Source organism: Anaerostipes stercorihominis (assembly GCF_057535655.1).
In genome coordinates, this window is record NZ_BAAJCL010000003.1 from 1,403 (window position 1) to 28,271 (window position 26,869).

The window sequence follows — 26,869 nt, forward strand, 5'->3', positions numbered from 1 at the left end:
ATTCGTAGTTATTCGAAGAAAGCATATCCATGGGATAATGCTTGCATCGAATCCTTCCATGCACTCTTGAAAAGAGAATGGATTCATCGGTTTAAAATCTTCAACTACACGCATGCATATAAATTGATTTTTGAATACATCGAAACATTTTACAATACCATACGCATTCACAGTCATTGTGGATATTTGTCTCCAACTGAATACGAAGAACAATATCTCGAAAAGCTTGAAAAGAATGCAGTAAAAATTGCAAGTTAAACTTTGCTAAAAATAGAGAAAATTGGTTACATTTAATTTGTGCTTTTTCTTGACATAGGACCACACAGCACTTGGTAAATAAATTGATCCAGTAGCAGTTACAAAAACAAAATTAGAATACCCATCAATTTCTTCTGAAGAAAAACCCACACACTTTTGAAGTTCATATTCATCTAAAAATGCATTGAATACTTCATCAATCATAGGAATCGTTCTTCGACCGGAAATTGTTTTTGGAGTCGAAATATGCTTTGCAGATTTCCCTTCCTCGTCTGGTCTGTAAACAAATGTATGATTCACACTGATGATACGATTTTCAAAATTCAGGTCATCCCAGCGTAACCCTAAACATTCTCCGATTCGCATTCCTGTTCCAAGAAGCACTGTAAGAATCGGTACCCAGCCATGATATTCTCGATGTGCTTTCAAATAATCCATAAATGCTTTCTGCTGCGGAATCGTAAGAGCATGTCTGGGATTTTTTCCCAAATATGACTCTTCTTAATCTCTGCCATAACTCCATCTGTAGGATTCTGTCTGAGAATTTCATCTCTAACTGCCATTTGGAAGGCCGGATGTAGCTCAGTATGAATAGTCTCCAATGTATTTAGCTTCATTTCCTCATCTAATATCATTCCATAATAAAATCTCTTTATATCAGAATATTTGATTTTTCCAATAAATCTTTTTCCAAATGTCGGTCTGACAAAACGATTATACATATATATGTAATTCACTTTTGTCGATGGTTTCAGATCATATTTCTGTTCAATATATTTGTCATATAAACGATTCAGCGTAATCCTGTCCGCAAGCATAGGATCAAGCCCATCTTCCTTGTCACGGATTATTTTTCTTTCTTTTGTTCTTAATTCTACTAATGTTTTTGCATAAATAGTTCGCCTTTTTCTATTCAAATCTGTATAAGAATAGGAATAGCGACCGTCTTTTCTCTGACTCTCACCGGTTCGCAACACATACCCCCGGCTGTCTTTTCTTGATTTTGCCATCCTCTCACCTCACTAATCGTGAGGAGCATCTTAGCTGTGCTTATCCTGTCGGTATAATAGTTCCAATCCTTTCTTAAGCACCTGCCCTTTTGTAAGATCGTACTTTTCAGCATAAGCTTCCAATTGCTTCTGCTCAGCATTGGAGAAACGGATGGTGAAACGATAATTCATGGGATCATCACTCTTTGGTCTTCCCATCTTTGCCATACTATTTCCTCCTTCCTTACAACACCATTATACTTTATGTCCGACAACAAGTCAACGTGTTTTGCTCCTCATGTATTACATTTTATTTTTTATAATTCATCTCTGAAATTCTCAAGATATTCATCCACAATCTCTGTATTGACCAGAACAACTCTCTTCACATGATAGACTGCTTTCGCATCTTTCGCTAATTCCTGAAATGTATGCAACCCCATAGAATATAATTGTGCCCCTTCCTCATAACGGACAAATTTCTTTCTTCCGACCTGCACCAGCTTTTCCAATTCTGGAATTTCTTTTCTGACTTTAGGCATGAAAAAACCTCCTTCCTTCGTACATAAAAAATATCTTTCATATATACAAAAGAAGGAGGGTGAAAATACAGCCTCTGATATGCAATTTTTTTAAAACAAGTTATTTCCATACATTTTCTTTCGATGACCACATCCCAAAGAATTCATCTTCTCGCAGTAGTGCTCCATATACAGGGCAAATAAACCGGTTAATCTGAACCAATACAGAAGAAAAATCCGGCTTTTCAAGCCCTGGTCCGGGATTGTAATTATTCCACAATTTTTGAAGGAATTCATTCTGATCAAATGCTCTTATTTGTTCCATGCTATCTTTCTCGTATGGCGTTCCTCTATGTTGCAAGGTTTCAGAAATTGCTTCCTGCAACACCCTGCCTTCAAAATCAAATACCTGCGACCAGTAATAAATATCATAAAAATCTTTCATCCTACTAGAAGCAGTCATTCTCTTTAAGATGGCATCAAATTTCTCTGCCATTGTGCTCTCCAAAGAATATGTATAAATATTTGGTTCCTCAAAGCCTTCCAGCCTAGTTGCCACAGTTCGCTTAACTGCACCAGGTACTATCACGTCATCTACACCAATATCAACAGAAAATGGAATTCTCACATTTTTGATATGAGCCATCAAATTTATACCTATACCAGGATACTTTTTCTCTGGAGTGATTTTCCTCGTTCCTAGCACTTCCATACTAATAAAATCATTGTGAGTATCTGTTTGACAAATTTCCTCCATGATTGTTTCCATCCCAGCTACATCATTTGACATTCTTCTTAGCATGAAATCAATATCCATAGTTGGTCTGCCCTCATAATTTGAAATAGTGTATAAGAACATTCCACCTTTCAAAACAAGATTCTCTGCATATCCTGACATTTCAAGCTTACGAAGAAACTCTTCCTGTGCAAAAAGCTGTAGACAAGTCTGATAGTTGATTCCTGTTTCTTTCGCCTGTTTCTTTAATCTTGTGAGCACAGATGCACCCATATCTTTTATCTCTTTTACAGCCATATTCCAACCACCCTTCTTGCTTTCTTCTCCACACCAAGCTTTGAGGCATACATCATTAGTTTCGCAGCATCTTTCTTTTTATCACCAATATACCTTTGGATTACAGTATTAAAGACCTCTCCATCCATCGTATTAACATGACGCAAACAATCACATACAACACGCTCTCTGTCATAAATCTTTACCGTAATTCCATCTATGTTTCCTTCACTCACACCAATATTCAATCTGGATGTTTCAATAAAATGTGGTTTTATGATAGGAAAATCTAGCTTGAATTTGTTTCTTGCAGACTTATTATCTACAGCTATATGCCAGACTCCTGGCACACGATCCGTATAACCATAATACATCGCAGCTGACATGTCACAGATAATAGCTTTGGGAAAGAGTGCCGTTATTACTGACACTTCTGTAAAAGCCTTTTCATCCTGCCACTGATAATAACCATACTTGATCTTTTCTACTCTTCCTTGTTCTATTAGATTTTGAAGTACCTGATAAGATATACCTTCCCTTGTAAGTTCGCAGGTACGCATTATTCCTCCATATCGTTTAAATATTGATTCATAATTCATAACCGTATTCATGCACATCTCCTTAAACAACTTCATACAATTTCTTAATAGTTTTTGTACCAAGTTCTATTATACACAAATGTCGAGAAAAATCAACTTGATACAAAAAGTAATATGTTTTTGTATCAAGTTCTAAAAATAATTTTCAACATATACATCCAATTTCTTCTGCTCAGCATTGAAGAAACGGATGATGAAACGATAATTCATGGAATCATCAATCTCTGGTCTTATATTTTGCCAGTTCCATAGCACACCTCCTATTTCAGAGATGCAGCTATACTTTTCTTCAACTGCATATAAGCTTCATAAGTAGGTGTCGTTCCTTCCAGAAATCCACTCTGATAAGCATCGCTTTTCTTAATATCGTTTCTTTTTAGAATGTTGGAAAGATTCTCTGCTGTAATCCCATCTCTGTTTCTAGTAATAAAAATACTGTCATTACGGTCGTATTCATCCAAAAGCTCCGGATAATGAGTGGAAAAGATTAGCATACCACCATTTTTATTTATTTTTCCGTCCATAAAGAAACGTATTAAAGTACTTACTATTTCTTTATTGAAATGATTCTCTACCTCATCAACAATCAGGCAGCCTCCATCTTTCAGAACTTCTTGCGCCAGAGTGAAAGTAATCATTCCTTTTACAGTTCCTGACGAGAGATAATTATTTAATTCGATTGGATTGTTCAATACAATCTCTTCTTTTCCTTTAAATTTTAAATGTATAATTGGCTTCTCATTTTTTTCTTCAAAATATAATTTTTCAATTGTTGGATCCAGATAGGAAATAACCTCAGCCGGAATTCCTTCTGAAAATGGTAACACATTCACATTGGTGAAAAGTAACATGCTGACTACTTTTATATGTTCACCAGTTTTTTTATTATATGCGATCATAATACTAACATCATCTGACAAAAAGCTTTCCTGTTCATCTCGAACAATGAATGGTTCTCTCTCCTCAAAATCCAGCATAGCTTTACGAGTTGTTACTTCTTCAGCTTTTTTTGACCATAATGATTCTGATTCAATACTGTACACAACTCCTTCTACTTTCGTATTCTTAGATGTTATGACCGTTTCCAGTCTGCAAATTTCTTTTGTAGTCTCCGAATAAAAATATACATTCAAAATAGCATTTTTTGTATTTCCTAATATATTTTTCGTATTCATATGATTGATTGGTTCGTTATTTATAATTCCCAACGCAAGAAGAAGCACCTTTAATACAGAGGTCTTTCCTGAAGCATTGATTCCTATAAACGCGTTAGCCGGATTTAAATATATATTTGAAAACAAGGAATACAAATTCATTTTATCTTCTTCCGCAACTCTTTGCTGCGCATAAAAAGATAAATCCAGCTTCTCTTTAAACAATGGTAAGCCTTGTGCGGTAACTCTCAATAATTTTATATAACGCCTCCAATTTAAAAACTGATTATACGTGGTTATTTTTCTTTTTCTTCAATTACATCCACATTTCTATATTTTATCAACGGATAACCCGTTTTTATTTTTTTAATTTGAAAATTTTTCTCTCACACCCTGTATTTTTCCCCTCCATCTTTTGTATATGTAAGAGGGTTCGTAGATTAGAGCAAGATCCACCCAGGTATTACCGTATCGCCATTTTATGGCTACGGCATACCTCCGGGTAAGTCTCTTGATGGGGATTCCGATTCCCCATACCCTCGTACAGACATCAAAGATATCTGTTGGCTCTCTATCAAAGATAGTCGCAGCACTTTATATAACCGGAAGGGACAGCCGGTTAAAAAGTGTAATCGCACATCCAAGATGTCTTATCAAAAAGGAAGGAGGACTATGGCACCAAAGAAGAAAGAAAAGAATCTCAAGAGGAGTAACATCATCACGTTGAAATTAACGGATATTGAACTGGCAGTGTTAAATGAAGCTGCTGACATTACAGGATTTTCCCGATCTGAATATCTGAGAAAACTTCTGCTTGAGAAGCAAATCAATCATCAGATTGAAGTTGTTGCAGACATGAATGATCTCAGAAAACTGGTCAGTGAGTATGGAAAAATCGGATCGAATCTCAATCAGATTGCCAAGCATTTTAACAGTGGAGGCAGTCAGTCACGTGCTATAGAAAACGAAATCCATCAGTGCATCACGGACTTATTCCTATTGAGAAAAGAGGTACTGAAACTGGCAGGTGGTATGAATGGCAATCGTAAAACACATTAAAAGCAGAAATGCAAATTACTCGGCGGCTATCAATTATCTTCTGTTTGAACATGATGAAAAAACCGGAAAAAAGATTGTAGATGAATCCGGACGAAGCATCCTGCGAAAAGAATTTTATATGGATGGGCTGAACTGTGATCCGATGTCTTTTGACAAGGAATGTGAACTGACAAATGCTCATTTTCATAAGAATAAGAAACGTGAAGATATCAAAAGTCACCACTACATTATCAGCTACGATCCAGCCGATGTTACAGAAAACGGACTTACCGGAGAGAACGCACAAGCAATCAGTTTGAAACTTGCAAAGCAGATGTTTGCCATTATCAGCAACGTGAGTACATCTTCTCAGACCATTCATAAAGACACACGCGTCGGTCAGCTGGTGATCACACCGGTCGTGATCGCAGACTTTGTCCTGGACCTTGGCGAAGAACGAGGAACCGGGGCATTCGGAAGCACAGGAGAATAATACTATGATTACATTTGGAAGAAAATTAAAACACTTAAGACAGAAAAATCATCTCACCCAGAAAGAACTTGGCATGGCTGTTGGATTTCCCGACAGCTGTGCTGATGTCCGGATTGCTCAGTATGAAAGCGATGTCCGAACACCGAAAGAGGATCTTATGAAACTCTTCGCATCAACTCTCGGTGTTCCGATTGAACTCTTTACCGTTCCGGTGCTCTCAGAACCCAGAGAGTATGAGGCAGCGGAGTATTGGAGGTATGAACTCGGGGCAGAGTTGGGTTGATTGTTATGATGTTGAAGGGAGGCAACGGATTTCCGCTACCTCCCTTTTAATCATTTTTTATGATTATCAAAAATATCATCTAAGATTTCCATTGTTCCATAAGCTTCCCAAAACGAATCTCGTTTCTGTCTTTTCAATTTCTGCTTTTCTTGTTTTCTGATACGTTCTGGGTGTTTATAGTGTTCATTCATAATCATAAAACTATCTTGTGCATCAGCAATCTTTTTTTTCTGATTTTTATCAGCATACTTCTGAATTTTTGACAATGCATCAAAATGCTGTAATGCCAACCCATATCTTTCTTCCCTTGTCTTGCTATTTTTAGACTCCATCACACGACAAACACTTTCTTCTAAAATTCTAATATGCTGATTGATATAGATTTCTGTAGCATTCTTTAAAAGACCATCATTAATCTGCATACCTGGCTTAATTCCATGGATTACAATAGATGCCCAAGTTTCTTTTTCTCTCCGAGATAAACCAAATAATCCCATCGTATCATGATCTCCTTCTATCCATAGTTCCAGATTTCATATCCCTGTCTTCTAGCTGAATCATATACCGGCATCATGTTCTTTTCCAAAATGTTATAAAAAACTTCTTTTGAATTACCTTTACGATACAATTCCTGACCTGCCCAGATAGAATGTAGATTATCCCGATAACATGCTTCAAATCGTTTATGAAGTTCTGGTCTTTTATTTATCATTTCATACATCAGATACTGGTTTCTAGCGAAAACCTCAAAAAACGGATTCCATTTGGGTAATCGGTTGCTTTTTGACGAATTTAAGGAAGAGTCCATCGGCATCAGATTCCATAATTCATCATTCATCACAAATGACCACGGAATAAAATGATCTACATCATACTGCTTTTCTTTTACTGGTTGTCCTGTAAACACATCCCTTACTTCCTGTATTTCCATGATTCCCTGCCACAACTTCCGCACATTTGACAGTTTTCGCATTTTTTCATCCATTGGAGCAAGTTTATATATCAGACCAGGCACTTCAGGATTATTGTTTTGAAGCCATTTCACTTTTTCATATTGAATCCAGCCAAGGATATTGACTGTATTATCCTGAATCATTGCTATCCAGTCTGGATGAAAATGCACCTCTTTTTTTAATTTGCTGCTATCACCCAATATATATGGCAAAGGAGTTACCAGTTCATTTATTTTTTCAATATACGCTGTAATGCGTTTGACACTTCCCCAGTCTGGTACTTCATTACTCCTTGTAAAAAAGCCTGCCAGTGCTCTATATGGCACCATATTAGTCAACTGTTCTTTGGCTTTCTTTAAATCTGTCTGATGTTCCCGAATAGCATTCTTTATTTCAATCTTAGATGCATTTGCTGGAAGATCACTGAGTTCTGTCAGCTGTAAAATTGCCCTTTCCAGACCATCTCTGACCAATCCATCTACCTGCATTCCACTAAGGTGAATATGGAATTCTCGTACTGAATACCAAGCATTCGCTATCATTTCATCAATAATCTCATCAAATGTTGTCTCATTCTTTCCTTCTGAAATAATATGTACCACGGCCTCCAGCCAATAAAACTTGTAGCAATAAGAAGGATCTTTCATCATCTGAGAAAAAGCTTCGATATCCAGTTTATTATAATATTTTGCTTCAATATTCAACAAATGTCCGTCTTGCGAAGCAATATATTCAACCATCGTTCATCACCTCTTCCTTCTCTCACATCTCCGGTAATCCACATTTTATCTATCTGTAATCCAGAAATCTGTCTTGCAAACTCTTCAAACATCACTTCTGTAAAATCCGTAAAATATCGACCATTTCGTTCACCTTCAAATGTACCGTATTTGAACGATGTATAAATTATGCCATTTGTTTTTAATGCTTGATACATTTTATGAAATATATCCGGTAATTTTTCTCTGGACAGATGAAGAATAGAGGCACATGCCCAGATTCCATCATATTGGTTTCGATCATCAAATTCTTCAAACAGCATCTGTTTTACTTGGATGCCTGTGTAATCAGTTGCCATTTTACAAATCATCTCTGATCCATCTATTGCTGTTACATGATAACCATGATTTAAAAAATACTTTGTATCACGTCCAGATCCACAACCAAAATCCAGAATAGAAGCATTAGGGGAGAGATGCTTTGTGAATATTTGCTGTACTTCCGAAAAATCTACATTCTTTGTAGTTTCAGAAAAAACAGCAGCATTGCTATTATAATAATTTAGTGTTATAGCATCGCTCATATTCATACCATCCCTTTCCGACTTTATTATTCAGTCAATTTGTTATATTTATAGCTATAGATCAGCGTAAGTAATCCTGTTTAATTATTTGCGTTTATAATCCTGATAATGTTCTCATTACCAAGTCAACATCTTTATTTTCGAGTTCCTGAATGATATGCAGATATGTTTTCTGCGTTGTTGTCATACTGGCATGCCCCAGGCGTCTGGCTACACTGGCGATTGATACACCTGCAAACAGAAGAAGCGAGGCATGTGTATGTCTGAGTCCATGAATTGATATCTCTGAAATTCCACACGCTTTGCAATGTCTGGTAAGTACATCATTCACTGTAGAATTATAGATCTTTGTTTCTCCAACAAAAATCGGTTTATCTTCTGGCAGATTCTTCGTAAGCTCTGAAAATTTCACAACGATCTGCCAGTCAATCTGAATTTTTCTCACTGATGAGTTATTCTTTGTTGGAAGGAAGCCACCATTACCCTTATAATCCCATGTTTTACTAATAGACAATGTCTGTCTTGCAAAGTCAAAGTCCGAAGGAGTAATCGCAAGTGCTTCTGAAAATCTCATACCGGTTTTTGCAACCAATAGAATAAACCAGTCCCAGTTTACCTCTTCTCGAATATCAAGGTGTGCAATTAACGTATGTAATTCAAACTGATTCAAATACTTTATCTTTTTTGTTCTTGGCGATTTTCCCTTGATGATTGCCTTTCTGGTAGGATCTCTATCTATCATTCCTTCATCTACTGCATCCAGAATTGCTCCTTTCAACTGATGATGAAAATCGAGCGTTGTCTGACGTTCATGATCTTTCGCATAATCATTCAGCAATTTCTGATAAGCAGTCCTGGTGAGTTCACAAACCTTCAACTCCGGAGCAAGTTTTTCTACCCATTTCTGCGTCATCAGATACTTAGCCATCGTGGCATCCCTGATTGCACCTTTTTTGTATACTTCAATCCACTGTTTATAGTACTCATAAAATAATTGCATTTTGTCTGTTTCCTGTTGCATAAGTTTCTCTTCCTTTCCCGAATCACTTACGCTGATACAGACAATTAATCACCTATTATTTTCTTAAAGGACACCTTCCATTGGTATTTCTACCAAAAGAGAAGTGTCCCTTTATACACCTTATTTTTGAAAAATGCTCCTCAAAAATAATCCATATTTTACTTGTAAACAAATAAGTCAAACAGTTAAGAATCCATAGAGCTCCTTATTCTGTTTCCTTATAATCCATACATCATTATTTCAATCTATACAGCTCCAAGCCGATTCATGTAGCTCCATGTCAATCCGTGGAACCACTTTTCCTGATTGGACGTCTATGACTACCAAACCGAACTCTTTTTTCTGGATTAGTACAGCTTAGCACCTGCCGGGATTCTGTCATTTACCATCAGAAGGTTCAGTCCTTCGTGACCGTCTTCCTCGTGTACTGCTGAGATCAGCATACCCTCAGAAGGGATTCCCATCATCTTTCTCGGTGGCAGGTTCACGATAGCGATTGCGGTCTTACCAACCAGTTCTTCCGGCTCGTAATAGTCGTGAATACCGCTTAAAATCACACGGTCTTTGCGTTCTCCGTCATCTAATGTAAACTTCAGAAGTTTCTTTGACTTCGGTACTGCTTCGCAAGCTAAAATCTTAACTGCACGGAAATCAGATTTTGCAAATGTATCGAAATCTACCATCTCTTCAAAGATTGGCTCAATCTTTACCTTAGAAAAATCAATTTTCTCAGGCTCTGAATTTGGTGTAGAAACCTCTTTAGAACTTACACCATTTTCGGATTTTACACCACCGAGGGTCTTCATCGTCGGGAAAGATTTCAGGTTTTCTTCACGATTCTTCGGGATGCGTTATTATACTATATTGTCCAAATTTATAAACCTTATATATTCTTCACTATTCTTCATTATTAAGTTCTTTTTGTTGTCAATTTGTTGTAAATCAAACAAATTGTTGTCATCCGTTCTACTAAGCACTTCTCAAAAAATATCTAATTTTGTTGCTAAATTCTCGAATGACTCTTGTTTCTTTTCCTCTGTTGCTTCCGCATAAATATCCATTGTTGTTTCAATGTTTCTATGTCCCATAATGGATTGAATAACTTTTAAATTTGTTTCATTTTCACAAAGTCGTGTACAAAAAGTATGTCTCAGATGATGACAAGAAAAATTGGGTAATATAATAGGATCTCTCCGTTCTTTCTTAGCTCGCACCACTTCGTCTGCATTATAACTGTTTGCTATACGCTTAATCGTATGATTGACTGTTTGTGGATTTGGAACTGTTCCAAAACGATTACAAAAAATAAATCCTGACATTCCATCAATTTCTGTTTCATTAAAACCATTTTCCAGTTGTTCTTCATAAAGCATTTCAAAAGCATCTTTTACAACGTCCAGCATTGGAATTGTACGTATTCCAGCTTCTGTTTTTGGTTTGGATATTCTCAACACACTTTTGTTGTTCTCTGGTTTTTGATAATAGCTCAAACTATGATTTATACTGATTGTTCTTCTGTCATAATCTAAATCTTGCCATCGAAGCCCTAATGCTTCTCCAATTCTGCACCCTGTTCCAAGCAACACCGTAAACATAGGCCACCAATGATAATATATCGGATGGTTCGCAATGTATTCCATGAATGCTCTTTGCTGCTCTACGGTCAATGCATGTCTGATTCCTCTGTTCTTTCCGGATTCTCTGCTGATTTCTTTCATTACTCCATCCGTAGGATTATTTCGTATAATCTCATCCCGTACTGCCAACTGAAATGTTGGATGAAGCAAACAATGAACAGTATCTAAAGTTCCCAATGAAATTTTCACTTCATTAAGAAGATAATAATAAAACTGCAATACATCAGAATACTTTATTTCTGCAATCCGCTTATTTCCAAAGGTATCACGTACATAATGATCGTACGTATAGAAATATGAACTTCTCGTAGATTCACGCAAATTATACTTCGTGGACATATACCGATCAAACGTATCATTCACACTTGCCTTTCCCGCAACATAGAGATCCAATCCGTCCAACTGATCCTTCATCAGTTTAGCTTCTTTCTCTCTTAGTTCTGTTAGATCGTTAGCATATATAAATTTACGTCTGCCCATCGGATCTGTATAGGTGTACATGTATCTTTTATCTGATGATCTTTGTACTTCTCCTTTGCGTAAAGATCTTCCTCGCAAATCTTTTCTGACTTTCGCCATAATAGTTTCCTCCTCTTAAAGAGAAGCACTCACTATTTTTTCTGCTCGGATAAAAGTATCTCTACCCCTTTTAGGACAATGTCCGTTGTAGTCATTTTATGTTGTTCGGCGTATGCAAGCATCTGGGAATATAGCTGATCAGGAACACGAATGCTTAATACTTTTTTCTTTGCATTGTCTGATTTTGGTCTTCCCATCTTTTTCATTTCAGCTCTTATACCTCCTATACCAACATTATACTTTCTGTATGACGTAAAGTCAATTAAAAATGCAGAAAAATATAGAAGTTCTTCTCTCTTCTTTTCTCTCTTAAAATTTTAATATTCTCGGAATGTTTCCAAATATTTTTCAAATATCTCACAATTTACTAAAGCTACTTTATCAATTTTATAGACTGCTTTTGCCTCTTTTGCTAATGCCTGAAATTTTGTCAATCCTAAACTATATTTCTCCGCACCTTCTGGATATCTCACGAATTTCTTTTCCATTTTCTTTGTAGCTTCCACATCTTTTCTTGCAAAACCCATATCACAAAACTCCTTTCCATTTAAAAATAAGAAAGAAAACAAATTTGTCTTCTCATATAACGAAAGGAAATCAATGGATTTTACAGGGTGATTATGAAAAAAGTTAAAAAAATAGTTGCCGAAGTATCTTCTTCAGCAACTATCATGTCAAATTACCTCTATTCGTATCGCATTATTTCATTTTTCACGTTTTACATCATAATCCATTTCTATAAATCTCATTTATAACAGCCTGCGCCTGCTCCATTTCTTTTTTCTTTATGATTTCTTCCCGGTCACTTAGGATTGCAATCATTTCATCTATCACATCTTCCAGTCTAGGCTCTGTGTAACGATACAAGTATCCCAACATCCTGGTCGCTGTATAATCTGTATTCAGATTCTTATAGGCTATTTCTGCACAAAGTTCTTTCGGATATCCTTTGGTAAGTAAAAACTTATATAATTCATCTGTTCTTTCCGTTCCCATAAAGTATCACTCCTGTAAATTTCTCTCTGCTTAAATCAGTATGCCTTCCAAATGATCCAGCTCATGCTGACAAATCTGTGCGGTCCAACCGTCAAGTTTCAAATTCTGTTTCTTCCAATTCATATCCAAATATTCAACTTCTATCGTCTGATATCTCGTTGTCTTACGCACTCCCGGAAGAGATAAGCATCCTTCTTCGGTTTCATAAGGCAATTCTTTTTTTACCAATACAGGATTAAACATTACCACATCTACAAATCCCATATTTACAATAATAACACGTTTTTTCACACCGATCATATTCGCTGCCATTCCAACACATCCCTCACGGTTCGCAGCTAACGTGTCCATTAAATCCCTTCCTATTTGAAGATCCGCTTTTGTTGCCAGCTCAGATTTTTGTCCCAGGAAAAATATATCTTTCATGATTTGTTTTACCATTTTCTTCATACCCCTACTATTCTAAAAGTCGCTTTTTTTTATTGTTCCTGAATGGTAGTATAGCAGTTTTTTTACTTTTTTTCTATCTCGCCCTGTATTTTGCCCTCTGAGCCTTTCGTTATATGAGAGGGTTAATCTTTCAAGAGCAAGATCCACCCAGTAATACGGTATCGCCATTTTGGCTTTCCTATTACTCTGAGTTTTATCTTGATGTGGATTACGCTCCCCATACCCTCGTTACTGACATTCACAAAATGTCAGATTGGCTTCCACATAAAATGTGTGCGCAGCACCAGAAGTATCAGAAGGGACAGCTGATATTTCTAGTGGAGTACCATAAAGTTGGAAGCACTCAATTAAGGGAGGAGGAACATGGCACCAAAGAAAAAAAGAAATGAAATGAAACACTCTAATATCATTTGTTTAAGATTAAGTGACATTGAATTAGAGTTAGTCAATCATGCCGCTTCTCAGGCGAAATTATCCCGTTCTGATTATCTGAGAAACCTGATTTTAGATCACAAAATGGCTATACACTATGAAGTTGTCATTGATAGCCAAACAATAAAAATGCTCTTAGCAGAGTATGGAAAAATCGGCTCTAATCTTAATCAGATCGCAAAATATTTCAATACAGGAGGAGCGTACTCTAAATCTATAACAAACGAAATCCAGCAATGCCTTTACGACCTCTATAGGTTAAAAAAGGAGTTGCTAAAAATGATAGGTGATTATCGTGGCAATAGTGAAACATATTAAAAGTCGGAATGCAAACTATTCAGATGCTCTGAATTATCTCATCTTCCAGCATGATGAATCAACCGGAAAAATGATTCTCGATAAATTTAATCGGCCACTGCGAAGAGATGAATTCTACATGGATGGTCTCAACTGTGATCCCGATACTTTTGATGTTGAATGCTATGAATGTAATGAACATTTTAAAAAGAACCGAAGCAGATCTGAAATCAAAAGTCATCACTATATCATCAGTTTTGATCCAGATGATAAATCAGGATGTGGGCTGACCGGAGAAAAAGCACAGGCTCTATCTTTAGAACTTGCAAAGAAAATATTTCCCGGATATCAGGCTCTTATCGTGACACATACCGATGGTCACAATGGTTCCGGCAATATCCATACGCACATTGTGATCAACAGCGTCCGTAAAGAAGCTGTCAGAAGGCAGAGTTACATGGATAAGCCCCATGAAGAAATTGCCGGATACAAACACCGATCCACAAATAAATTCCTGAATTATTTCAAAAAGGAAATTATGGATATGTGCATCCAGGAGGGACTTCATCAGATTGATCTTCTCTCTCCGGCTGAAACAAAAATCACACAGGCTGAATATATGGCGCAAAAATCCGGACAGAAAAAATTAGAAGAGACAAACAAAAAAATCATTGCAGATGGGTTGAAACCAACTGCCACTACATTTCAGACACAGAAGCAAGAACTCCGAAATGCCATCAAAGAATGCAGCTCGCATTCTAAAAGCTTTCAGGAATTTCAATCTCTGCTTTTTGAAAAATATCAGATTTCCGTCATTGAAGAAAGAGGAAGATATCGTTATCTCCATCCGGATCGGGACAAACGGATTACAGAGAAGGCTTTGGGAACTCAATACGGCAAAGAACATTTAGAACAGTTCTTCTTACGAAAAGATCCGATAACCATTCTTTATGTCAGATCTCATTTACGGCTGGTGGTGGATCTCCAGAAAAATGTGAAAGCAATGCAAAGTCCCGGATATGCTCATCGGGTAAAAATATCCAATCTTCAGGAAATGGCAAATACCATTATCTATGTGCAAGAACATGGATACAATACCCAAACTGAATTAAAAGATGCCTTTTCCGAATCTCAAAAACAGTTAGATCAGGCAACAGAGCAGCTTATGGAAATGAATGCAGATTTGAAAAACATCAACCGTCAGATCCATTACACCGGACAATATTTTGCACAGAAAGCAATCTATACCGAATTTTTAAAAGCGAAAAACAAAGGCAGATTCCGAAAGGAACACACCGCTGAAATTCAAGCATATGAAGAAGCCCGTGACTGGCTGAAATCTTTTTATCCAGATGGAAAGATGCTTCCTATCAAAACATTGAAGGAACAAAAAGCCAGCTTGCAGGAACAGATCGACCAGCAAAAATCATCCATCCGATCTCTAAAGTATCTGACACAAGATTTAAGAACCGTAGACAAAAATGTGGAAGCAATTCTCCACAACCAGGTTCCCAAAAAACAAAAGACACGGGAACCCGAATTATAAATCATTTTACGAAGGAGGAATTACAATATGACACAAAATGAATTTAATGTTGTCCTTGAACAACAATATCGAAAATGTGCCGATGTCCTGGCACATAAGAAGAAAGAATACACAGGAGACCGCATTGACCGCCTGAGTGCATTTAAAATCGCTGCCTCATTACAGGGATGCACACCTAAGGCTGCTCTAGCCGGAATGATGTCGAAGCATGTCGTATCTCTCTATGACATGTGTTACTCTTCTCTGCTCCAATTTGACTTAGAACAATGGGATGAGAAGATTACAGACTGCATCAACTATCTCGTTCTGCTGAAAGCATTGATAAAGGAGGAACAAGCCTATGGATCACATTGAGACAAAGATTTTAAATAGTTATACCATTCAAGAAGCAGATCAGAACATGGTATTCGCAGCAAGGCTTACCCAACAGGGGCATTCCATTCAAAACATGGATGATCTTATGGCTCTTTATCAGAAATCTTTTACGGATAAAACTGTAGACCGGATTGTCAGTCTTCCCCATCCAACCGTACAGAAATTTACGGTGATCACCGTTGCGATTGTAGGTGCAAGCAGACGTTTTCTTGCACAGATCACCCGTCATCAAAATGAAGTAAAATTCACGAGTGCATCTCTGCAATATAGCAACTATTCAGAAAAAGCTGCATTTGTGATCCCATATGAAATCCTTTTTTCCGAACAGAGATACATTGATCTCTATCTGCAAAGCTGCTTATCGGATCTCAGATGTTATCAGGAATTGTGTTCTGTGGGATTTCATCATGATTCTGCCGGATATGCCCTCCCCCATGCTTTAAGAAATATTCTGATCATCTGTGCTACACCTTATGAGTGGAAACATATGATTAGTCAGCGTATCTGCAGGAGAAATACCGATGAAACAAGAATTGTAATGTTGGATATCTGGCAGAAACTATATGAATTCGATCCGGTGTTATTTTCACCGAAGCTGACCGGTCCTTTTTGTCAGAGGGGCTGTTGTGAAGAAGGTGCTATGTCTTGCGGAATCCCCATCCCAAAAGATTGGTCTCCATTAGAAATAATGAGAGCAGATTATCCTCTGCTCGTAGAAGGGAGGGAAGCTGTTTATGAAAATTAAATTGATCGATTTTGGATTAGAGAAAGATCATTATCCCTTCCGACCTCATGAAAACGATGCCGGTGCTGATGTATATATGCCTTATGACTGCACATTAAAGCCAGGAGAGATTGCAAGAATCCCCTTAGGATTTGGTCTCATGATTCCGGATGGATATGCCGGGTATGTCTTTCCACGAAGCAGTATGGCTGCAAAAGGATTGGTCTGCGAGCTTCCGCCTATTGATTCCGGATATCGTGGAGAAATTCATGCCATCATCAGCAATGTTAGTTCAGAATCCCAAACACTCCGCAAAAATACCCGCGTAGGGCAACTGGTTATCACTCCTGTTCTAATCGCTGACTTTGTTCTGGATCTCGGAGAAGCAAGAAATACCGGTGCTTTCGGAAGCAGCGGAGAATAAGCCTCCCTATAAAACCAGAGGTGCCGAATAATTTATGATTCGACACCTCGCACACTCAAAATAACTTATAAGTCCCTGTGCTTTACCGGCATAAAAGACCGACACGGGGTATATGCCATGATTGACAAAGACGAGCGCCGGGATGTGAGTATTCGCAGGCCCCGGCCCTCTATCCGAAAGCAGCTTGCCGACACCAAACAGGCCGCCAGCCCGAAAAAGGCGGCGGCCAGAACCAGGAAAAACGAATTGGAGGTATGAGAATGATGCACTTTACCGTGGAGGAAGAAAACCTGATCTGTATGTATCACAACGCCGACCGGCGCAGGACGATAGGCAAGATCACCGCCGCCCTGCCGGATATGGACGGGGATATGCGGGCGCTGGCCCAGCAGACCCTTTCCAAGCTGGAACGCATGACGGATGCCGACTATGACGGCCAGAAGTTCCATTTCACTGACGAATAAGTAAAGCAGACGCCGGGCGCGGCGGCCATGTGGCCGCTTGCGTCCGGCGTCTTTTCTTTTTGTCTGTTTAATATCCAGATCACACATACAATCCCATGACGAATTTATCAGAATACTAAGCAGAATAGCTCTGTAATAGCCCCATCATAAACTTTTCGTGTTCTACAATTCCTTTGTTGCAATCTATCCGACACTTAACATTAAAATCCTTTGCCGCTTGCATTGCTTTTTCTTTATCACGCAGCACAAATATAGCATGGGCGTATATAGTGTGGTACGAAGATAAGGGGTCAAGACGTTCTTTTAATATGTTGCCTTTTAATGAGTATGCAATATTCCCTGAACCTGTTTTTACTGCCAACATCATTTCGCAGAACTGTTTCTCGCAAAGTGCTTCATTCTTATAAGTACCCAAAACAGCTTTTGCTTTAAGAATTTCATTGCATATATCAAGGGCCTTTTGATATTCCTGCTGCTCCAAAAGGAAGTAAATCCGATCAATAGCAAAGACACAAATCAAAGGATTGCTATAATTATGATCGGGTAGATCAGAGAACCATTGCTGGGGGAAATCCAAAAGATTCTTTTTTTCTGTTGCCCCAAACGCATTTATCTTCATCACTCTCCAAAATGCCCGTTTTGCGCTCGAATTGCTTATCATTGATAAGATATTATAAGCATCGTTAGCCGCTACTCTTGTTCGCATCGGGATTCCATTAGACACAACAAAGAATAAACCTATAATGCCGGCAAGAAGAAACGAAGTTCTTGCCATTGTTCCGTCACTAAAAATAAACGCAATTCCAATACAAAAGATTCCAGAGAGCAAATTAAATATTGCTCCACCTGCGTTATACCAAAAATAAGGAATACTATTGCTTTCTTCAAAAGCCGGTTCCATAAGGCATTGCCCGCCTGCTCCCGCAACACTGGATTTTCCAACAGATATTTTTTTACCATGTTTATAAATCCTGAAATTGAGTACGGTAAAAGAGATAAAACGATACCCAGTGGCAAGGCCAAACACAAGATGACCCGCTTCGTGAACCAAAATTTGCAAAATAGCAGAAACTCCTACAATCAAAATCAGCAGCATACTTTCAAACATACCGTGGCTCCTCTCTAAAACTTCCATAGAGGCATGAAAACCTCGGCATTAGTATAAATCATTTTTGCCAGAATGTAAAGTATTTCATACTTGATAAAAAAAAAATATTCATCCCTCGGATGTAGCAACAACCCATCTAAAGGATGAATAAAAGGGCTTAACGAATTTTTCTTAATATGGCAATAGAAATAATTGTCACCAGCATAAAACCGTCATATACAAGGCGAATAGCGTTTGCAAAAACAGCAATGCTTTGTATCACATGATACATATAATATGTCAGGATATTCATAAAGACGATTATGCCAATTATGCCATAAAAGCAGGCTGTTCCGATAATCGCTTTGCCGTGTTCGTCGCGTCCCTCTTTTGAGAGCGCATAAGCGAAAAAGAGAATAGTAAGTAAGATTGTTACTATCCAGACAAACCATGTAAACCCAATACTATTTAGCAATTCTCCAACAAAATCAATCATCATTGCACCTCTGAAAAATCGAATAAGTCCTCTATTGTTACATCGAAAACTTTTGCAATACCGTATGCCAGCATCATAGACGGATTATAGCGGTTTCTTTCAAGCTGCATAATAGTCTGCCTGGACACTCCCACCAGATCGGCAAGCTCCTGTTGCGTCATGCGCTTTGTGGCACGATATATGTGTATTTTACTTTCAAATTGGTACTTATTTTTATTTGCCACCATCCCACCGCCTTTTTCTTTTACTACATCGCCATCAGTGTAACATATTTCTTGCATTTGGTAAAATATTATTTTACATTCTTTTTGTCCCTCTATCCAATCAGGAAAGGAACCACTACAACGCTTTCCATCTTTCATACGGGCATCAAATACAGCCTTGATTTTGTTGCTTGTGTCTTTTGCATACCATTCATTCATAATATTCAAGAACGGGGCAAAGTCATTATCCAAAGCATTATCACTATCAATACTGTTGTTTATTGCAAGAAAACGAACATCTTTCTGTGGAAATAAAACTTCACTAATATAGACAAGAGCACAAAAGGGTAATGTACGACGGAGGTTAGCCCGTCAGATTTTCCACTCGATTTCTACTTTCTCATTGGTCGCCCGGATAACGGTTATCAGTGCGTCCACTACCTGCCGCTTGTCCTCAAAGCTGACATTTTCCCAATCGTCCAGATAGCCGGAAATGCTTTCTATCTTTTCGGCTGGCACAGCGTCCGCAGACAGTTTCGCAATCTCGCTGGAAATGTCCTGCCGCCTTGCGTCCAGTTCCTCAATCCTGCTGTTTGCGTAGGAGAGCAGCACCGGGCTTGCGCCTGTCAGCGTATCAAGCAGCTTTTCAATCTCGCTTTCCACCTGCGCCAGTTCCAGCCGCTTCGCTGTCAGCTTCGGGGAGATTTTTGCCGCCTTTTTCCGTCCCGTCAGCGTCTTAAAATCTTTCAGCTTCTTCACCATCGCCTTATACACAACCGCTTCCAGTTCGTGCAGCTTCACGCACCCGCAGCCGGGACAGGCCCCGCTGTCTGCATGGACGGTACAGCGCATATAAAGAATACCGTTGGAGTGCGCCGACATGAGCGCATAGCCGCATTTTCCGCACTTGATTTTTCCCGCTGTCCAAGTGTTCCGGGCTTTCCTTGCTGGCTGGTAAGTATGGCTGGCAAGCAGCTTCTTGCGGCATTTCAGCCACAGTTCGGAGGGGATAAAGCCCTCGTGGGGAGCAAGCACCAGCGTCTGCCCTTGCAGGTGTTTATGTTTGTCCTCGGTGTTCCCCTTGCCCTGATAGTAATAACAGCCGTTTGTCCCCGCAAAGTCGGCGGCGTTATTGTAAATATCCGTTCCCTGGCTTTTGTAGAACTCGTATATGTCGAGGTCAGCCATGACATAAATCGGGTTGCGTAGGATAACGCTCAAAGTTGCCCTCGACAGCGGCCTGCCATGATAGGTACGCATACCGTCCGCTGTCAGTTTCTTTGTAATGTCATGCAGGGACACCTGCGGGTCTGCGTACATTTCATACATCTGCCGCACAAACGCCGCTTCTGCCGGCTCAATGACCAGCTTCTTTGTCCGCACCCCGTCCATCACATACGGCTCTGTCCGAAACCCGTAGGGTGTTTTCCCTCCCATCTTGAAACCCCGCTGACAGCGGGAGTGCCATGCGTCCTGCACCCGCTTCTGTATGGTTTCCCTCTCAAGCTGGGCGAACACGATACAGATATTCAGCATAGCCCGCCCCATCGGGGTGGAGGTATCAAACTTTTCCGTAGAGGACACAAACTCCACTTCATACTTTTGGAAGTAGTCCATCATCTTCGCAAAGTCGAGAATGGAACGGCTGATACGGTCCAGTTTGTAGACCACTACTTTCCGCACAAGTCCGCTTTCGATGTCCCTCATAAGCTGCTGGAACTCTGGACGCTCCGTATTTTTCCCGGAATACCCTTTGTCTTTGTACTCTTTACAGTTACTGCCTTTTAGTTCATATTTGCAAAACTCAATCTGGCTTTCAATGGAAATGCTGTCCTTTTTGTCCACCGATTGTCTTGCATAGATCGCGTCTATTCGATTATCCATATTGTCGCTCCTTTTCTAAAAAAGAAACGGAGCTACTGACAGTTTCATTATACCGCCAGCAGCCCCGCAAATCAACGATGGCTTCGGAAAACCTTACGCCCCGGCTTCCTCGTTCTGCCGCTTGTCGGCGTACTTGCGGAACACCTCATAAAGCTGCTGTTCCAGCTCCCGGCGTTTCTCCGCTTCCTGCTCCGGCGTGAATATTGGGGAGAGATTTTCCAGCGTGATTTCCTTTCCCTGAAAAGTCACGATTTCGGTTTCTTTCTTGTATCTGATACTGTTACTTATAAAATCACCTTTCCTTTCTGCAATGCTGCTGCCGTTTCAGTTCTGCCAGCACCTCCGGCGGGATACGCTCAACCAGTCTTTGGATATTGTGCAGTTCGCTTTCTAACTTCGCCCGTTCCATACGGTCTTGCATTTTGCCGCTTTCGCTGGCTTTGGCTCTGGCTTCCAACTGCTGATTTTCTTCCAAAAGGTCATTGATTGTGACCTTGTACTTTTTCAGTTGCCCGGAGAAGTTGTCCATCTGCGGGAACCATTTTTTCAGCATAGCGAGGGCTTCCTCTTTCTTCTTTCCGGCGTTCAGTGGGTTAATGCTGTCAAGGGTGACTTCAATGGCTCTTGCCTGTTTGGAGAGGGAAACCGCCTGTTTGAACAGCCGGGTGGGGATATGCTTCCTGCCCGTCTTGCTGGCGCTTTCCCCACGCTCCAAATCCGTGTATTTCTCCACCATGTAGGCGTGAAAATCGTCCTGCCATTTTGTCAAATTCGCCCGGTTGCCTAAAATCTCTTTGGCGCACAGGCGGTTGTCCTGTGTCAGCGGAACAAAGGTCAAATGCAGGTGTGGCGTTTTCTCGTCCATGTGAACCACCGCCGACACGATATTTTCTTTGCCCACTCTATCAATGAGGAAGTCCGCCGCTCGCTGGAAAAACGCTTGTATTTCCTTTGGGGACTTCTTCTTAAAAAACTCCGGGCTGGCGGTAATCAGCGTATCTACAAACCGGGTGCTGTCCTTGCGGGTGCGACACCCTGCCTGTTCAATGCGGTTCTGGATAAAGTGGTAGTATCTACCCTCTGGCTTAATGATATGGAAGTTGTACTTGCTCCGGCTGGTGTCAATGTCGGGATTGCTGGCGTACTGTTCCTTTTGCCGTTCGTGATGGGCTTCCAGCGGTCTTGCCGGGTTGCCCTTGTGCTTTTCAAACCGCAAAATTGCGTGCTGTGCCATGAAACTCCTTTCCCCGTTCCCTTCCTTTCCAGCGGGTTTCCCCGCCAAAATTATCTCTGATAGGATAGGAATGAAATAGATATAAATCAATCGTTTTAATCTTTGTATTTCTATATACCGTCCAGTTTCCGTACTTCAAGAGGATTGATTATCGTACTTGTCGAGTACGGTTTTCAATTCGACCGCGTACCATAATCGGATTTCTTAAAGTCGGTGTTTGAAACCGCTTCATAAGATTTTGGATAAATGCGATTGGGTTTTCCGCAGCCCTGTTTCTTAATGTCAATCAACTCCGCATACTGCAACTCTCGCAAGGTGTTGACTGCTTTTTGCCGCCCACAATGGAGCAGGGCAACCACCTCGCAAATGGGATAATACAGGTAAATGCGACCGTACTCGTCCGCCCACCCGTTTTTCCGGGATAACTCCGCCCGCCGCAGGATAAAGGCATACAGCAGCTTTGCTTCGTTGGATAAGGGCTGGAATGTGGGCGCTTCAAAGAGAAAATTGGGGAGCCGGGTGAAGCTGGACGCCTTTCCTGGCTGATGAATATAAATCATGCTTGTCATAGTATGCTTTGTGGACGGTTAGAAAGGCATTTTCAGGGGAGGGCGATACTTTATACCACTTCTTCCGGTTCTGCCCTCTGAACGCTTTATAAATCAAGGACTTTTCAGCCCCTAACTGTCCACGCTCGACCTCCTTTTCCGTTCACTTTCTGTTTTCTGCCGCCTGTGAACTCTGGCGGCACAGTCCGGGCAGTATTTCCCTCGGTTGGATTTTGGGACGAACACACCGCCGCAGACCTCACAGCGTTTCAGATCCTTATTCCGGTAAATCGCCGCTTCCAGCGTCCCCATAAGTGGTAAGACCGCCCAACGGAACCACTTGCAGCAGACCGAGAAAGAAATCAGCTGCGGGCAGGTGTGGCTGTCCCAGTCGCCAAGGGCGATACAAGCCCCGTTTTCACAATTACAGCACTCCCGCCGGATAAGGGCGTTTGCCTGTTTCCTCTGCGCCGGGTTCATGCGGTAGAGGGAACCGTCCGGCCTGCGCTCTATGGGTGGCAGTCGTTTATATGGATTATCTCTCATGCGTTTCCTCCATTTGCTTTTTCGCTGCCGTTCTCTCCGAAAGGTTTTCCGACGTTGGCACGCTCCCCGGACTTCGGGACAAGTTGTCCCGAAACTGGCTCCTTGCGTTGCTTCCCCTGCCGGGAAACGCCTTTCGGACGGTCATTCTGTTTTCAAGGTGCGGCTCATCGATGAACTAAGATAAGTCTACACCTAAATGACCGCCCGTCCCGTATATCCATAATGTCGGAAATCAGCCCGGAAAACTTTCTATTTCCACGCTCTCGGAATTGTGGTAGAATGGAAACAGCAAAGCGACAAATGACAATTTGTCTAAATAAATCAAGATAAGCACGTTGTTAATTATGTATATTAGAGGTGGGTATAATTGAATGAGAGAAATAGAAACGGTACAGAAAATACAGGACTATATACGCATACATCATAAAGATGCTAATTTCAATATAAATGATATCTGTTCTAAGATTGGGTATTCAAGGCGACAAGTTGACAGAATTTTCAAGAAGTATCTGAACAAAACATTACAAGAATATGTTAGTGCAGTTTGTTTAACGGATAGCGCAAATGAATTATTGAATACAAAAAAAACAATTTTGGAAGTCGCATTGAACAGCCATTATGAAACGCACGAGGGATTTTCGCGTTCCTTTTATAAAAAATTTCATATCAATCCCTCTGTATATCGTGAAAAAAAGATTGCTATTCCATTATTCATACAATATCCGATTAGTCACTATTATGCTTTGTTTAAAAATAAGGAGGAATTATTTATGGGTAATGATTTAAGTTTTTGTATGATTACTGTTAAAGAACGTGAAAGAAGGAAGTTGATTTATCTCCCGTCACACCATGCACAAGATTATTTTTCGTATTGCGAAGAAGTTGGCTGTGAATGGGAAGGTCTGCTAAATAGTATTCCAGAAAAATTTGAACCTGCTGCTTTGATTGAATTACCAGACAAATTAGTCGAAAATGGTTTTTCAAAGATAGCAGCAGGCGTTGAAGTGCCATTAGATTATGATAAAGAACTTCCAGAAACATATAAAACAGTGGAACTTCCAGAATGTATCATGCTTTATTTTCAAAGTGAACCATACGAGAATGAAGAGGACTTCTGTAAGGCGATTGAAATCACATATGCAGCGATAGGAAAATACAATCCTGCGGTATATGGTTATAAATTCGCATATGATATAGCCCCAAGTTTTAACTTCGGTGCAGATACAAGTACGGGAGCAAGGATAGCTGTTCCAGTAATACTAACGGCTTGAATAGCTATAAATTCCAGTTCGTATAGAGCATGATGAATTAGAATTTGAAAGGTAAAAATATGAAACCAGAAGAAATATTAAAGTATTAATTCAAGCACCACGAATATATACGTTAATTCCAAAAAGAGTTTTTAAAGACCTAAACGAAAAACAACTATTTGAAGAAATTACACAATCAAGAGTAAAAACAACAAAACATGTATAATAAACATACCCCACAATGTAACAACTTCCTATTTTATAGAGTGGACAAGGAGGGAGAGCATGGAACTATCCACACAAGAACGCTTAAAAGACCTGCGTGTGGAGCGTGGCTTGACACTGGAACAGCTTGCGGAGCAAACGCACCTCTCCAAGTCTGCGCTGGGCAGTTATGAAGCGGATGACTTCAAGGATATCAGCCACTATGCTCTTATCAAACTGGCGAAATTTTACCGCGTGACTGCCGACTATCTGCTGGGGCTGTCCGAAACAAAAAATTACCCAAACGCCGATCTTGCAGACCTGTGTTTGAGTGATGATATGATTGAACTATTGAAAAGTGGGTTGGTAGACAATTCCCTCTTGTGTGAACTGGCGGCGCACCCGGATTTTCCCCGGCTGATGGCTGACCTTGAAATTTATGTGAATGGAATTGCCGGGAAGCAGGTGCAGGGCGCAAACGCCATTGTGGACGCTATGAGCGCAACCATTATGAAGCAACATAATTCCGGCTTGACCGACCCGCAGTTAAGACAGCTTATCGCCGCCCATATTGACGATGACAGCTTTTGCCGCTATGTGATACAGCAGGACATAAACAATATAGCATTTGACCTGCGGGAAACCCACAAGGACGATTTTTTCAGCGTCCCGGAGGATAACCCGCTGAAAGGATTGTTGCAGGCCGCAGACGAAGCCGCCAGCGAGGACGATGACATGGAGCAAGCGTCTATGGCTTTTATCTGCAAACAGCTCAAATTGAATTTGAAGAAGCTGTCAGAAGAAGAAAAGAAGTGGCTGAAAAAGATTGCGGAGAAATCGGACTTGCTGAAAAATCCAACCCCACAGCGGGGGAGAAAATAAAAGAGCAGAAAACCAAAGTATGCGGAGGTATTTATGAAGAAAATTCTTGTTTTATGTATTGCACTTATTAGTATGGCGGCCTTAACATCATGCATAAGTTCCATAGCCAATGCCAATACCGCAGATGGTGTAAAAATCGAAATGCAATTAAATGAAAATTATGATGATACAGAACCATTTATCAATGAAAAGCTATTTTGTGTATCAAATGATTTAGAGAATGTGACAGCAAAATGTGAATTGGAAATGGATGGAGAAAAAGGAATTTTAGAAATCAAGAACAATAAAACAAATGAGATTTTATGGAGTAATACATGGGACGGAGCAGTTGAATTAACTACTTTTTCCATTTCACTGGACAATCTAAAAAAGGATGACGAATATGCTGTATGTTTTACAGGGACAGGAATAAAAAATACAATAATTTCTATTAGCTTTGAAAATGATTATGTTCAAGAACGTGAAAAGCCACTCAAATAATTTCCTAATCTATCGGGGAAATAGCAAAGCCAGGCGAGCCAGTCAACGGTCAAGATGAACGGCGCATAAATGCGCCGCCGCTGACAGTCCCGCCTGTCTTTGCTGATGGGTAGTCAAGGCGGGAAAGCCCTAAAATGGCTTTCCTGCCCATTTCAATTTTGAGAGAAAAATCCGTCTTCTTTTTTGTGAGTGTGGCTATCCGTTTGGGACACTTTGTCTCATAGTCCGGCGTGGAACGGAAGTTCCATATACGCCCTGTCTGCTGATAAGACCAGTCTTGCGCTTGCGGCTCCACGTCACGCAATCACAGCCCTGTTTTCCTGCCGCTCCAAATGCTATTGCCTTTCCCGGTGGCAATCCCATTTTCGCAGCAACGCTGACAGAGCGTATAACACACTACACTTTGCAAGCAAAGTCGTGTGCCAAGGGGCAAGCCCCTTTGGAAACCCCAACAAACAACAAAAAGGCTGAATATCCCGCACTTTCCCTGTGCCGGATATTCAACCT

At 40.0% G+C, this 26,869-nt stretch carries 37 protein-coding genes and 2 pseudogenes; 13 read left to right on the plus strand and 26 right to left on the minus strand.

The features are described from left to right. Positions 1 to 258 (plus strand): IS3 family transposase (locus AC27EF_RS03830; protein ID WP_487109012.1); only part of this gene is annotated, 258 nt, incomplete at its 5' end. A gap of 6 nt (positions 259 to 264) precedes the next feature. On the opposite strand, the gene AC27EF_RS03835 is transcribed toward AC27EF_RS03830, so the two are convergent. The 7 genes from AC27EF_RS03835 to AC27EF_RS03865 form a co-directional block, all read right to left on the minus strand. Continuing rightward, positions 265 to 696 carry a site-specific integrase gene (locus AC27EF_RS03835; protein ID WP_487109014.1) on the minus strand — a complete coding sequence of 144 codons (432 nt, stop codon included), beginning with the start codon at positions 694 to 696 and terminating at the stop codon, positions 265 to 267. Further along, the gene (locus AC27EF_RS03840) at positions 684 to 1,268 is read right to left on the minus strand and encodes a site-specific integrase family protein (RefSeq protein ID WP_487109016.1); all 585 of its coding nucleotides are present in this window, start codon (positions 1,266 to 1,268) and stop codon (positions 684 to 686) included. The genes AC27EF_RS03835 and AC27EF_RS03840 overlap by 13 nt, the downstream gene beginning before the upstream one ends. A 30-nt stretch (positions 1,269 to 1,298) precedes the next feature. Then, positions 1,299 to 1,475, minus strand: coding sequence for a hypothetical protein (locus AC27EF_RS03845; protein ID WP_004843915.1), 177 nt, complete (start codon positions 1,473 to 1,475; stop codon positions 1,299 to 1,301). Between the two features lie 89 nt (positions 1,476 to 1,564). Further along, positions 1,565 to 1,789, minus strand: a complete 225-nt coding sequence (locus AC27EF_RS03850; RefSeq protein WP_009245419.1) for a DUF6462 family protein — start codon at positions 1,787 to 1,789, stop codon at positions 1,565 to 1,567. Between the two features lie 100 nt (positions 1,790 to 1,889). Next, a complete protein-coding gene (locus AC27EF_RS03855) occupies positions 1,890 to 2,801 on the minus strand; it encodes a nucleotidyl transferase AbiEii/AbiGii toxin family protein (RefSeq protein WP_243116269.1) in 912 nt (303 codons plus the stop codon). Beyond that, positions 2,792 to 3,391 carry a type IV toxin-antitoxin system AbiEi family antitoxin domain-containing protein gene (locus AC27EF_RS03860; protein WP_487109019.1) on the minus strand — a complete coding sequence of 200 codons (600 nt, stop codon included), beginning with the start codon at positions 3,389 to 3,391 and terminating at the stop codon, positions 2,792 to 2,794. The genes AC27EF_RS03855 and AC27EF_RS03860 overlap by 10 nt, the downstream gene beginning before the upstream one ends. 248 nt (positions 3,392 to 3,639) lie before the next feature. Beyond that, on the minus strand, positions 3,640 to 4,422 hold the full coding sequence (locus tag AC27EF_RS03865; protein WP_487109021.1) for an AAA family ATPase: 783 nt from the start codon (positions 4,420 to 4,422) through the stop codon (positions 3,640 to 3,642). 783 nt (positions 4,423 to 5,205) lie between these two features. Between AC27EF_RS03865 and AC27EF_RS03870 the strand changes: the two genes are divergently transcribed. Genes AC27EF_RS03870 through AC27EF_RS03880 form a run of 3 tightly spaced genes read left to right on the plus strand, consistent with a single transcriptional unit; the run spans position 5,206 to position 6,347 of the window. Beyond that, positions 5,206 to 5,592, plus strand: a complete 387-nt coding sequence (locus AC27EF_RS03870; RefSeq protein ID WP_487109023.1) for a plasmid mobilization protein — start codon at positions 5,206 to 5,208, stop codon at positions 5,590 to 5,592. Then, on the plus strand, positions 5,570 to 6,064 hold the full coding sequence (locus AC27EF_RS03875) for a hypothetical protein (RefSeq protein ID WP_487109025.1): 495 nt from the start codon (positions 5,570 to 5,572) through the stop codon (positions 6,062 to 6,064). The genes AC27EF_RS03870 and AC27EF_RS03875 overlap by 23 nt, the downstream gene beginning before the upstream one ends. A gap of 4 nt (positions 6,065 to 6,068) precedes the next feature. Next, positions 6,069 to 6,347 (plus strand): helix-turn-helix domain-containing protein, encoded by a 279-nt coding sequence (locus AC27EF_RS03880; RefSeq protein ID WP_487109026.1) that lies wholly within the window; start codon positions 6,069 to 6,071, stop codon positions 6,345 to 6,347. 50 nt (positions 6,348 to 6,397) lie between these two features. On the opposite strand, the gene AC27EF_RS03885 is transcribed toward AC27EF_RS03880, so the two are convergent. The 10 genes and pseudogenes from AC27EF_RS03885 to AC27EF_RS03930 all read right to left on the minus strand — a co-directional run bounded on the left by AC27EF_RS03885 (position 6,398) and on the right by AC27EF_RS03930 (position 13,277). Beyond that, on the minus strand, positions 6,398 to 6,844 hold the full coding sequence (locus tag AC27EF_RS03885; RefSeq protein WP_487109027.1) for a hypothetical protein: 447 nt from the start codon (positions 6,842 to 6,844) through the stop codon (positions 6,398 to 6,400). A 17-nt stretch (positions 6,845 to 6,861) separates the two neighbouring features. Next, complete coding sequence (locus AC27EF_RS03890) at positions 6,862 to 8,040, minus strand: HNH endonuclease domain-containing protein (protein ID WP_487109028.1); 1,179 nt, start codon at positions 8,038 to 8,040, stop codon at positions 6,862 to 6,864. Next, a complete protein-coding gene (locus AC27EF_RS03895) occupies positions 8,001 to 8,609 on the minus strand; it encodes a class I SAM-dependent methyltransferase (RefSeq protein ID WP_487109029.1) in 609 nt (202 codons plus the stop codon). Before AC27EF_RS03895 ends, AC27EF_RS03890 begins: the two co-directional genes overlap by 40 nt. Before the next feature lie 88 nt (positions 8,610 to 8,697). After that, positions 8,698 to 9,624 (minus strand): site-specific integrase, encoded by a 927-nt coding sequence (locus tag AC27EF_RS03900; protein WP_487109030.1) that lies wholly within the window; start codon positions 9,622 to 9,624, stop codon positions 8,698 to 8,700. A gap of 347 nt (positions 9,625 to 9,971) precedes the next feature. Beyond that, positions 9,972 to 10,358 (minus strand): annotated as a pseudogene (gene metG / locus AC27EF_RS03905) (methionine--tRNA ligase subunit beta); the annotation flags it as partial. Between the two features lie 246 nt (positions 10,359 to 10,604). Further along, positions 10,605 to 11,840, minus strand: coding sequence for a site-specific integrase (locus AC27EF_RS03910; RefSeq protein ID WP_226844448.1), 1,236 nt, complete (start codon positions 11,838 to 11,840; stop codon positions 10,605 to 10,607). Positions 11,841 to 11,872: 32 nt separating this feature from the next. Further along, positions 11,873 to 12,046, minus strand: a complete 174-nt coding sequence (locus tag AC27EF_RS03915) for a hypothetical protein (protein ID WP_004606461.1) — start codon at positions 12,044 to 12,046, stop codon at positions 11,873 to 11,875. 111 nt (positions 12,047 to 12,157) lie between these two features. After that, complete coding sequence (locus AC27EF_RS03920; protein ID WP_008976866.1) at positions 12,158 to 12,367, minus strand: DUF6462 family protein; 210 nt, start codon at positions 12,365 to 12,367, stop codon at positions 12,158 to 12,160. Between the two features lie 196 nt (positions 12,368 to 12,563). Beyond that, on the minus strand, positions 12,564 to 12,836 hold the full coding sequence (locus tag AC27EF_RS03925; RefSeq protein WP_487109031.1) for a hypothetical protein: 273 nt from the start codon (positions 12,834 to 12,836) through the stop codon (positions 12,564 to 12,566). 30 nt (positions 12,837 to 12,866) lie between these two features. Then, entirely contained in the window at positions 12,867 to 13,277 is a 411-nt protein-coding gene (locus AC27EF_RS03930; protein WP_487109033.1) for a peptide deformylase, read from the minus strand. A gap of 372 nt (positions 13,278 to 13,649) precedes the next feature. Here AC27EF_RS03930 and AC27EF_RS03935 point away from each other — a divergent pair, with 372 nt between their 5' ends. From AC27EF_RS03935 to AC27EF_RS03960, 6 genes are all read left to right on the plus strand, one after another. Further along, the gene (locus AC27EF_RS03935) at positions 13,650 to 14,036 is read left to right on the plus strand and encodes a plasmid mobilization protein (RefSeq protein WP_268803559.1); all 387 of its coding nucleotides are present in this window, start codon (positions 13,650 to 13,652) and stop codon (positions 14,034 to 14,036) included. Continuing rightward, entirely contained in the window at positions 14,014 to 15,561 is a 1,548-nt protein-coding gene (locus tag AC27EF_RS03940) for a relaxase/mobilization nuclease domain-containing protein (RefSeq protein ID WP_487109034.1), read from the plus strand. The genes AC27EF_RS03935 and AC27EF_RS03940 overlap by 23 nt, the downstream gene beginning before the upstream one ends. A gap of 27 nt (positions 15,562 to 15,588) precedes the next feature. Then, positions 15,589 to 15,915, plus strand: coding sequence for a hypothetical protein (locus tag AC27EF_RS03945; protein ID WP_487109035.1), 327 nt, complete (start codon positions 15,589 to 15,591; stop codon positions 15,913 to 15,915). Further along, the gene (locus AC27EF_RS03950) at positions 15,902 to 16,681 is read left to right on the plus strand and encodes an FAD-dependent thymidylate synthase (RefSeq protein WP_487109036.1); all 780 of its coding nucleotides are present in this window, start codon (positions 15,902 to 15,904) and stop codon (positions 16,679 to 16,681) included. The genes AC27EF_RS03945 and AC27EF_RS03950 overlap by 14 nt, the downstream gene beginning before the upstream one ends. Beyond that, entirely contained in the window at positions 16,671 to 17,084 is a 414-nt protein-coding gene (locus tag AC27EF_RS03955) for a dUTP diphosphatase (protein WP_487109037.1), read from the plus strand. The genes AC27EF_RS03950 and AC27EF_RS03955 overlap by 11 nt, the downstream gene beginning before the upstream one ends. Before the next feature lie 260 nt (positions 17,085 to 17,344). Next, positions 17,345 to 17,548, plus strand: coding sequence for a transposon-transfer assisting family protein (locus AC27EF_RS03960; RefSeq protein WP_487109039.1), 204 nt, complete (start codon positions 17,345 to 17,347; stop codon positions 17,546 to 17,548). A 115-nt stretch (positions 17,549 to 17,663) separates the two neighbouring features. On the opposite strand, the gene AC27EF_RS03965 is transcribed toward AC27EF_RS03960, so the two are convergent. From AC27EF_RS03965 to AC27EF_RS04005, 9 genes and pseudogenes are all read right to left on the minus strand, one after another. Beyond that, a complete protein-coding gene (locus tag AC27EF_RS03965; protein ID WP_487109041.1) occupies positions 17,664 to 18,656 on the minus strand; it encodes a zinc metalloprotease in 993 nt (330 codons plus the stop codon). A 157-nt stretch (positions 18,657 to 18,813) separates the two neighbouring features. Continuing rightward, positions 18,814 to 19,134: a hypothetical protein gene (locus tag AC27EF_RS03970; RefSeq protein WP_487109043.1), complete on the minus strand. Its 321-nt coding sequence runs from the start codon at positions 19,132 to 19,134 to the stop codon at positions 18,814 to 18,816. Continuing rightward, positions 19,131 to 19,355, minus strand: coding sequence for a helix-turn-helix transcriptional regulator (locus tag AC27EF_RS03975; protein ID WP_487109419.1), 225 nt, complete (start codon positions 19,353 to 19,355; stop codon positions 19,131 to 19,133). Before AC27EF_RS03975 ends, AC27EF_RS03970 begins: the two co-directional genes overlap by 4 nt. Positions 19,356 to 19,457: 102 nt before the next feature. Then, positions 19,458 to 19,664, minus strand: a pseudogene (locus tag AC27EF_RS03980) (recombinase family protein); the annotation flags it as partial. A 42-nt stretch (positions 19,665 to 19,706) separates the two neighbouring features. Further along, a complete protein-coding gene (locus AC27EF_RS03985; protein WP_487109045.1) occupies positions 19,707 to 21,218 on the minus strand; it encodes a recombinase family protein in 1,512 nt (503 codons plus the stop codon). A 93-nt stretch (positions 21,219 to 21,311) separates the two neighbouring features. Continuing rightward, positions 21,312 to 21,467, minus strand: coding sequence for a hypothetical protein (locus tag AC27EF_RS03990; RefSeq protein WP_022788525.1), 156 nt, complete (start codon positions 21,465 to 21,467; stop codon positions 21,312 to 21,314). Positions 21,468 to 21,510: 43 nt separating this feature from the next. After that, a complete protein-coding gene (gene mobV, locus AC27EF_RS03995) occupies positions 21,511 to 22,452 on the minus strand; it encodes a MobV family relaxase (RefSeq protein ID WP_065535596.1) in 942 nt (313 codons plus the stop codon). Between the two features lie 173 nt (positions 22,453 to 22,625). Then, a complete protein-coding gene (locus AC27EF_RS04000; protein WP_022788524.1) occupies positions 22,626 to 23,021 on the minus strand; it encodes a replication initiator protein A in 396 nt (131 codons plus the stop codon). A 111-nt stretch (positions 23,022 to 23,132) separates the two neighbouring features. Beyond that, entirely contained in the window at positions 23,133 to 23,546 is a 414-nt protein-coding gene (locus AC27EF_RS04005; RefSeq protein WP_487109047.1) for a cysteine-rich VLP domain-containing protein, read from the minus strand. Positions 23,547 to 23,917: 371 nt separating this feature from the next. Between AC27EF_RS04005 and AC27EF_RS04010 the strand changes: the two genes are divergently transcribed. The 3 genes from AC27EF_RS04010 to AC27EF_RS04020 all read left to right on the plus strand — a co-directional run bounded on the left by AC27EF_RS04010 (position 23,918) and on the right by AC27EF_RS04020 (position 26,362). Then, positions 23,918 to 24,817, plus strand: coding sequence for a helix-turn-helix transcriptional regulator (locus AC27EF_RS04010; protein ID WP_084462068.1), 900 nt, complete (start codon positions 23,918 to 23,920; stop codon positions 24,815 to 24,817). A 264-nt stretch (positions 24,818 to 25,081) separates the two neighbouring features. After that, on the plus strand, positions 25,082 to 25,882 hold the full coding sequence (locus tag AC27EF_RS04015) for a helix-turn-helix domain-containing protein (RefSeq protein ID WP_065535597.1): 801 nt from the start codon (positions 25,082 to 25,084) through the stop codon (positions 25,880 to 25,882). A gap of 33 nt (positions 25,883 to 25,915) precedes the next feature. Continuing rightward, the gene (locus AC27EF_RS04020; RefSeq protein ID WP_487109049.1) at positions 25,916 to 26,362 is read left to right on the plus strand and encodes a DUF4624 family lipoprotein; all 447 of its coding nucleotides are present in this window, start codon (positions 25,916 to 25,918) and stop codon (positions 26,360 to 26,362) included. Positions 26,363 to 26,869 lie beyond the last annotated feature (507 nt).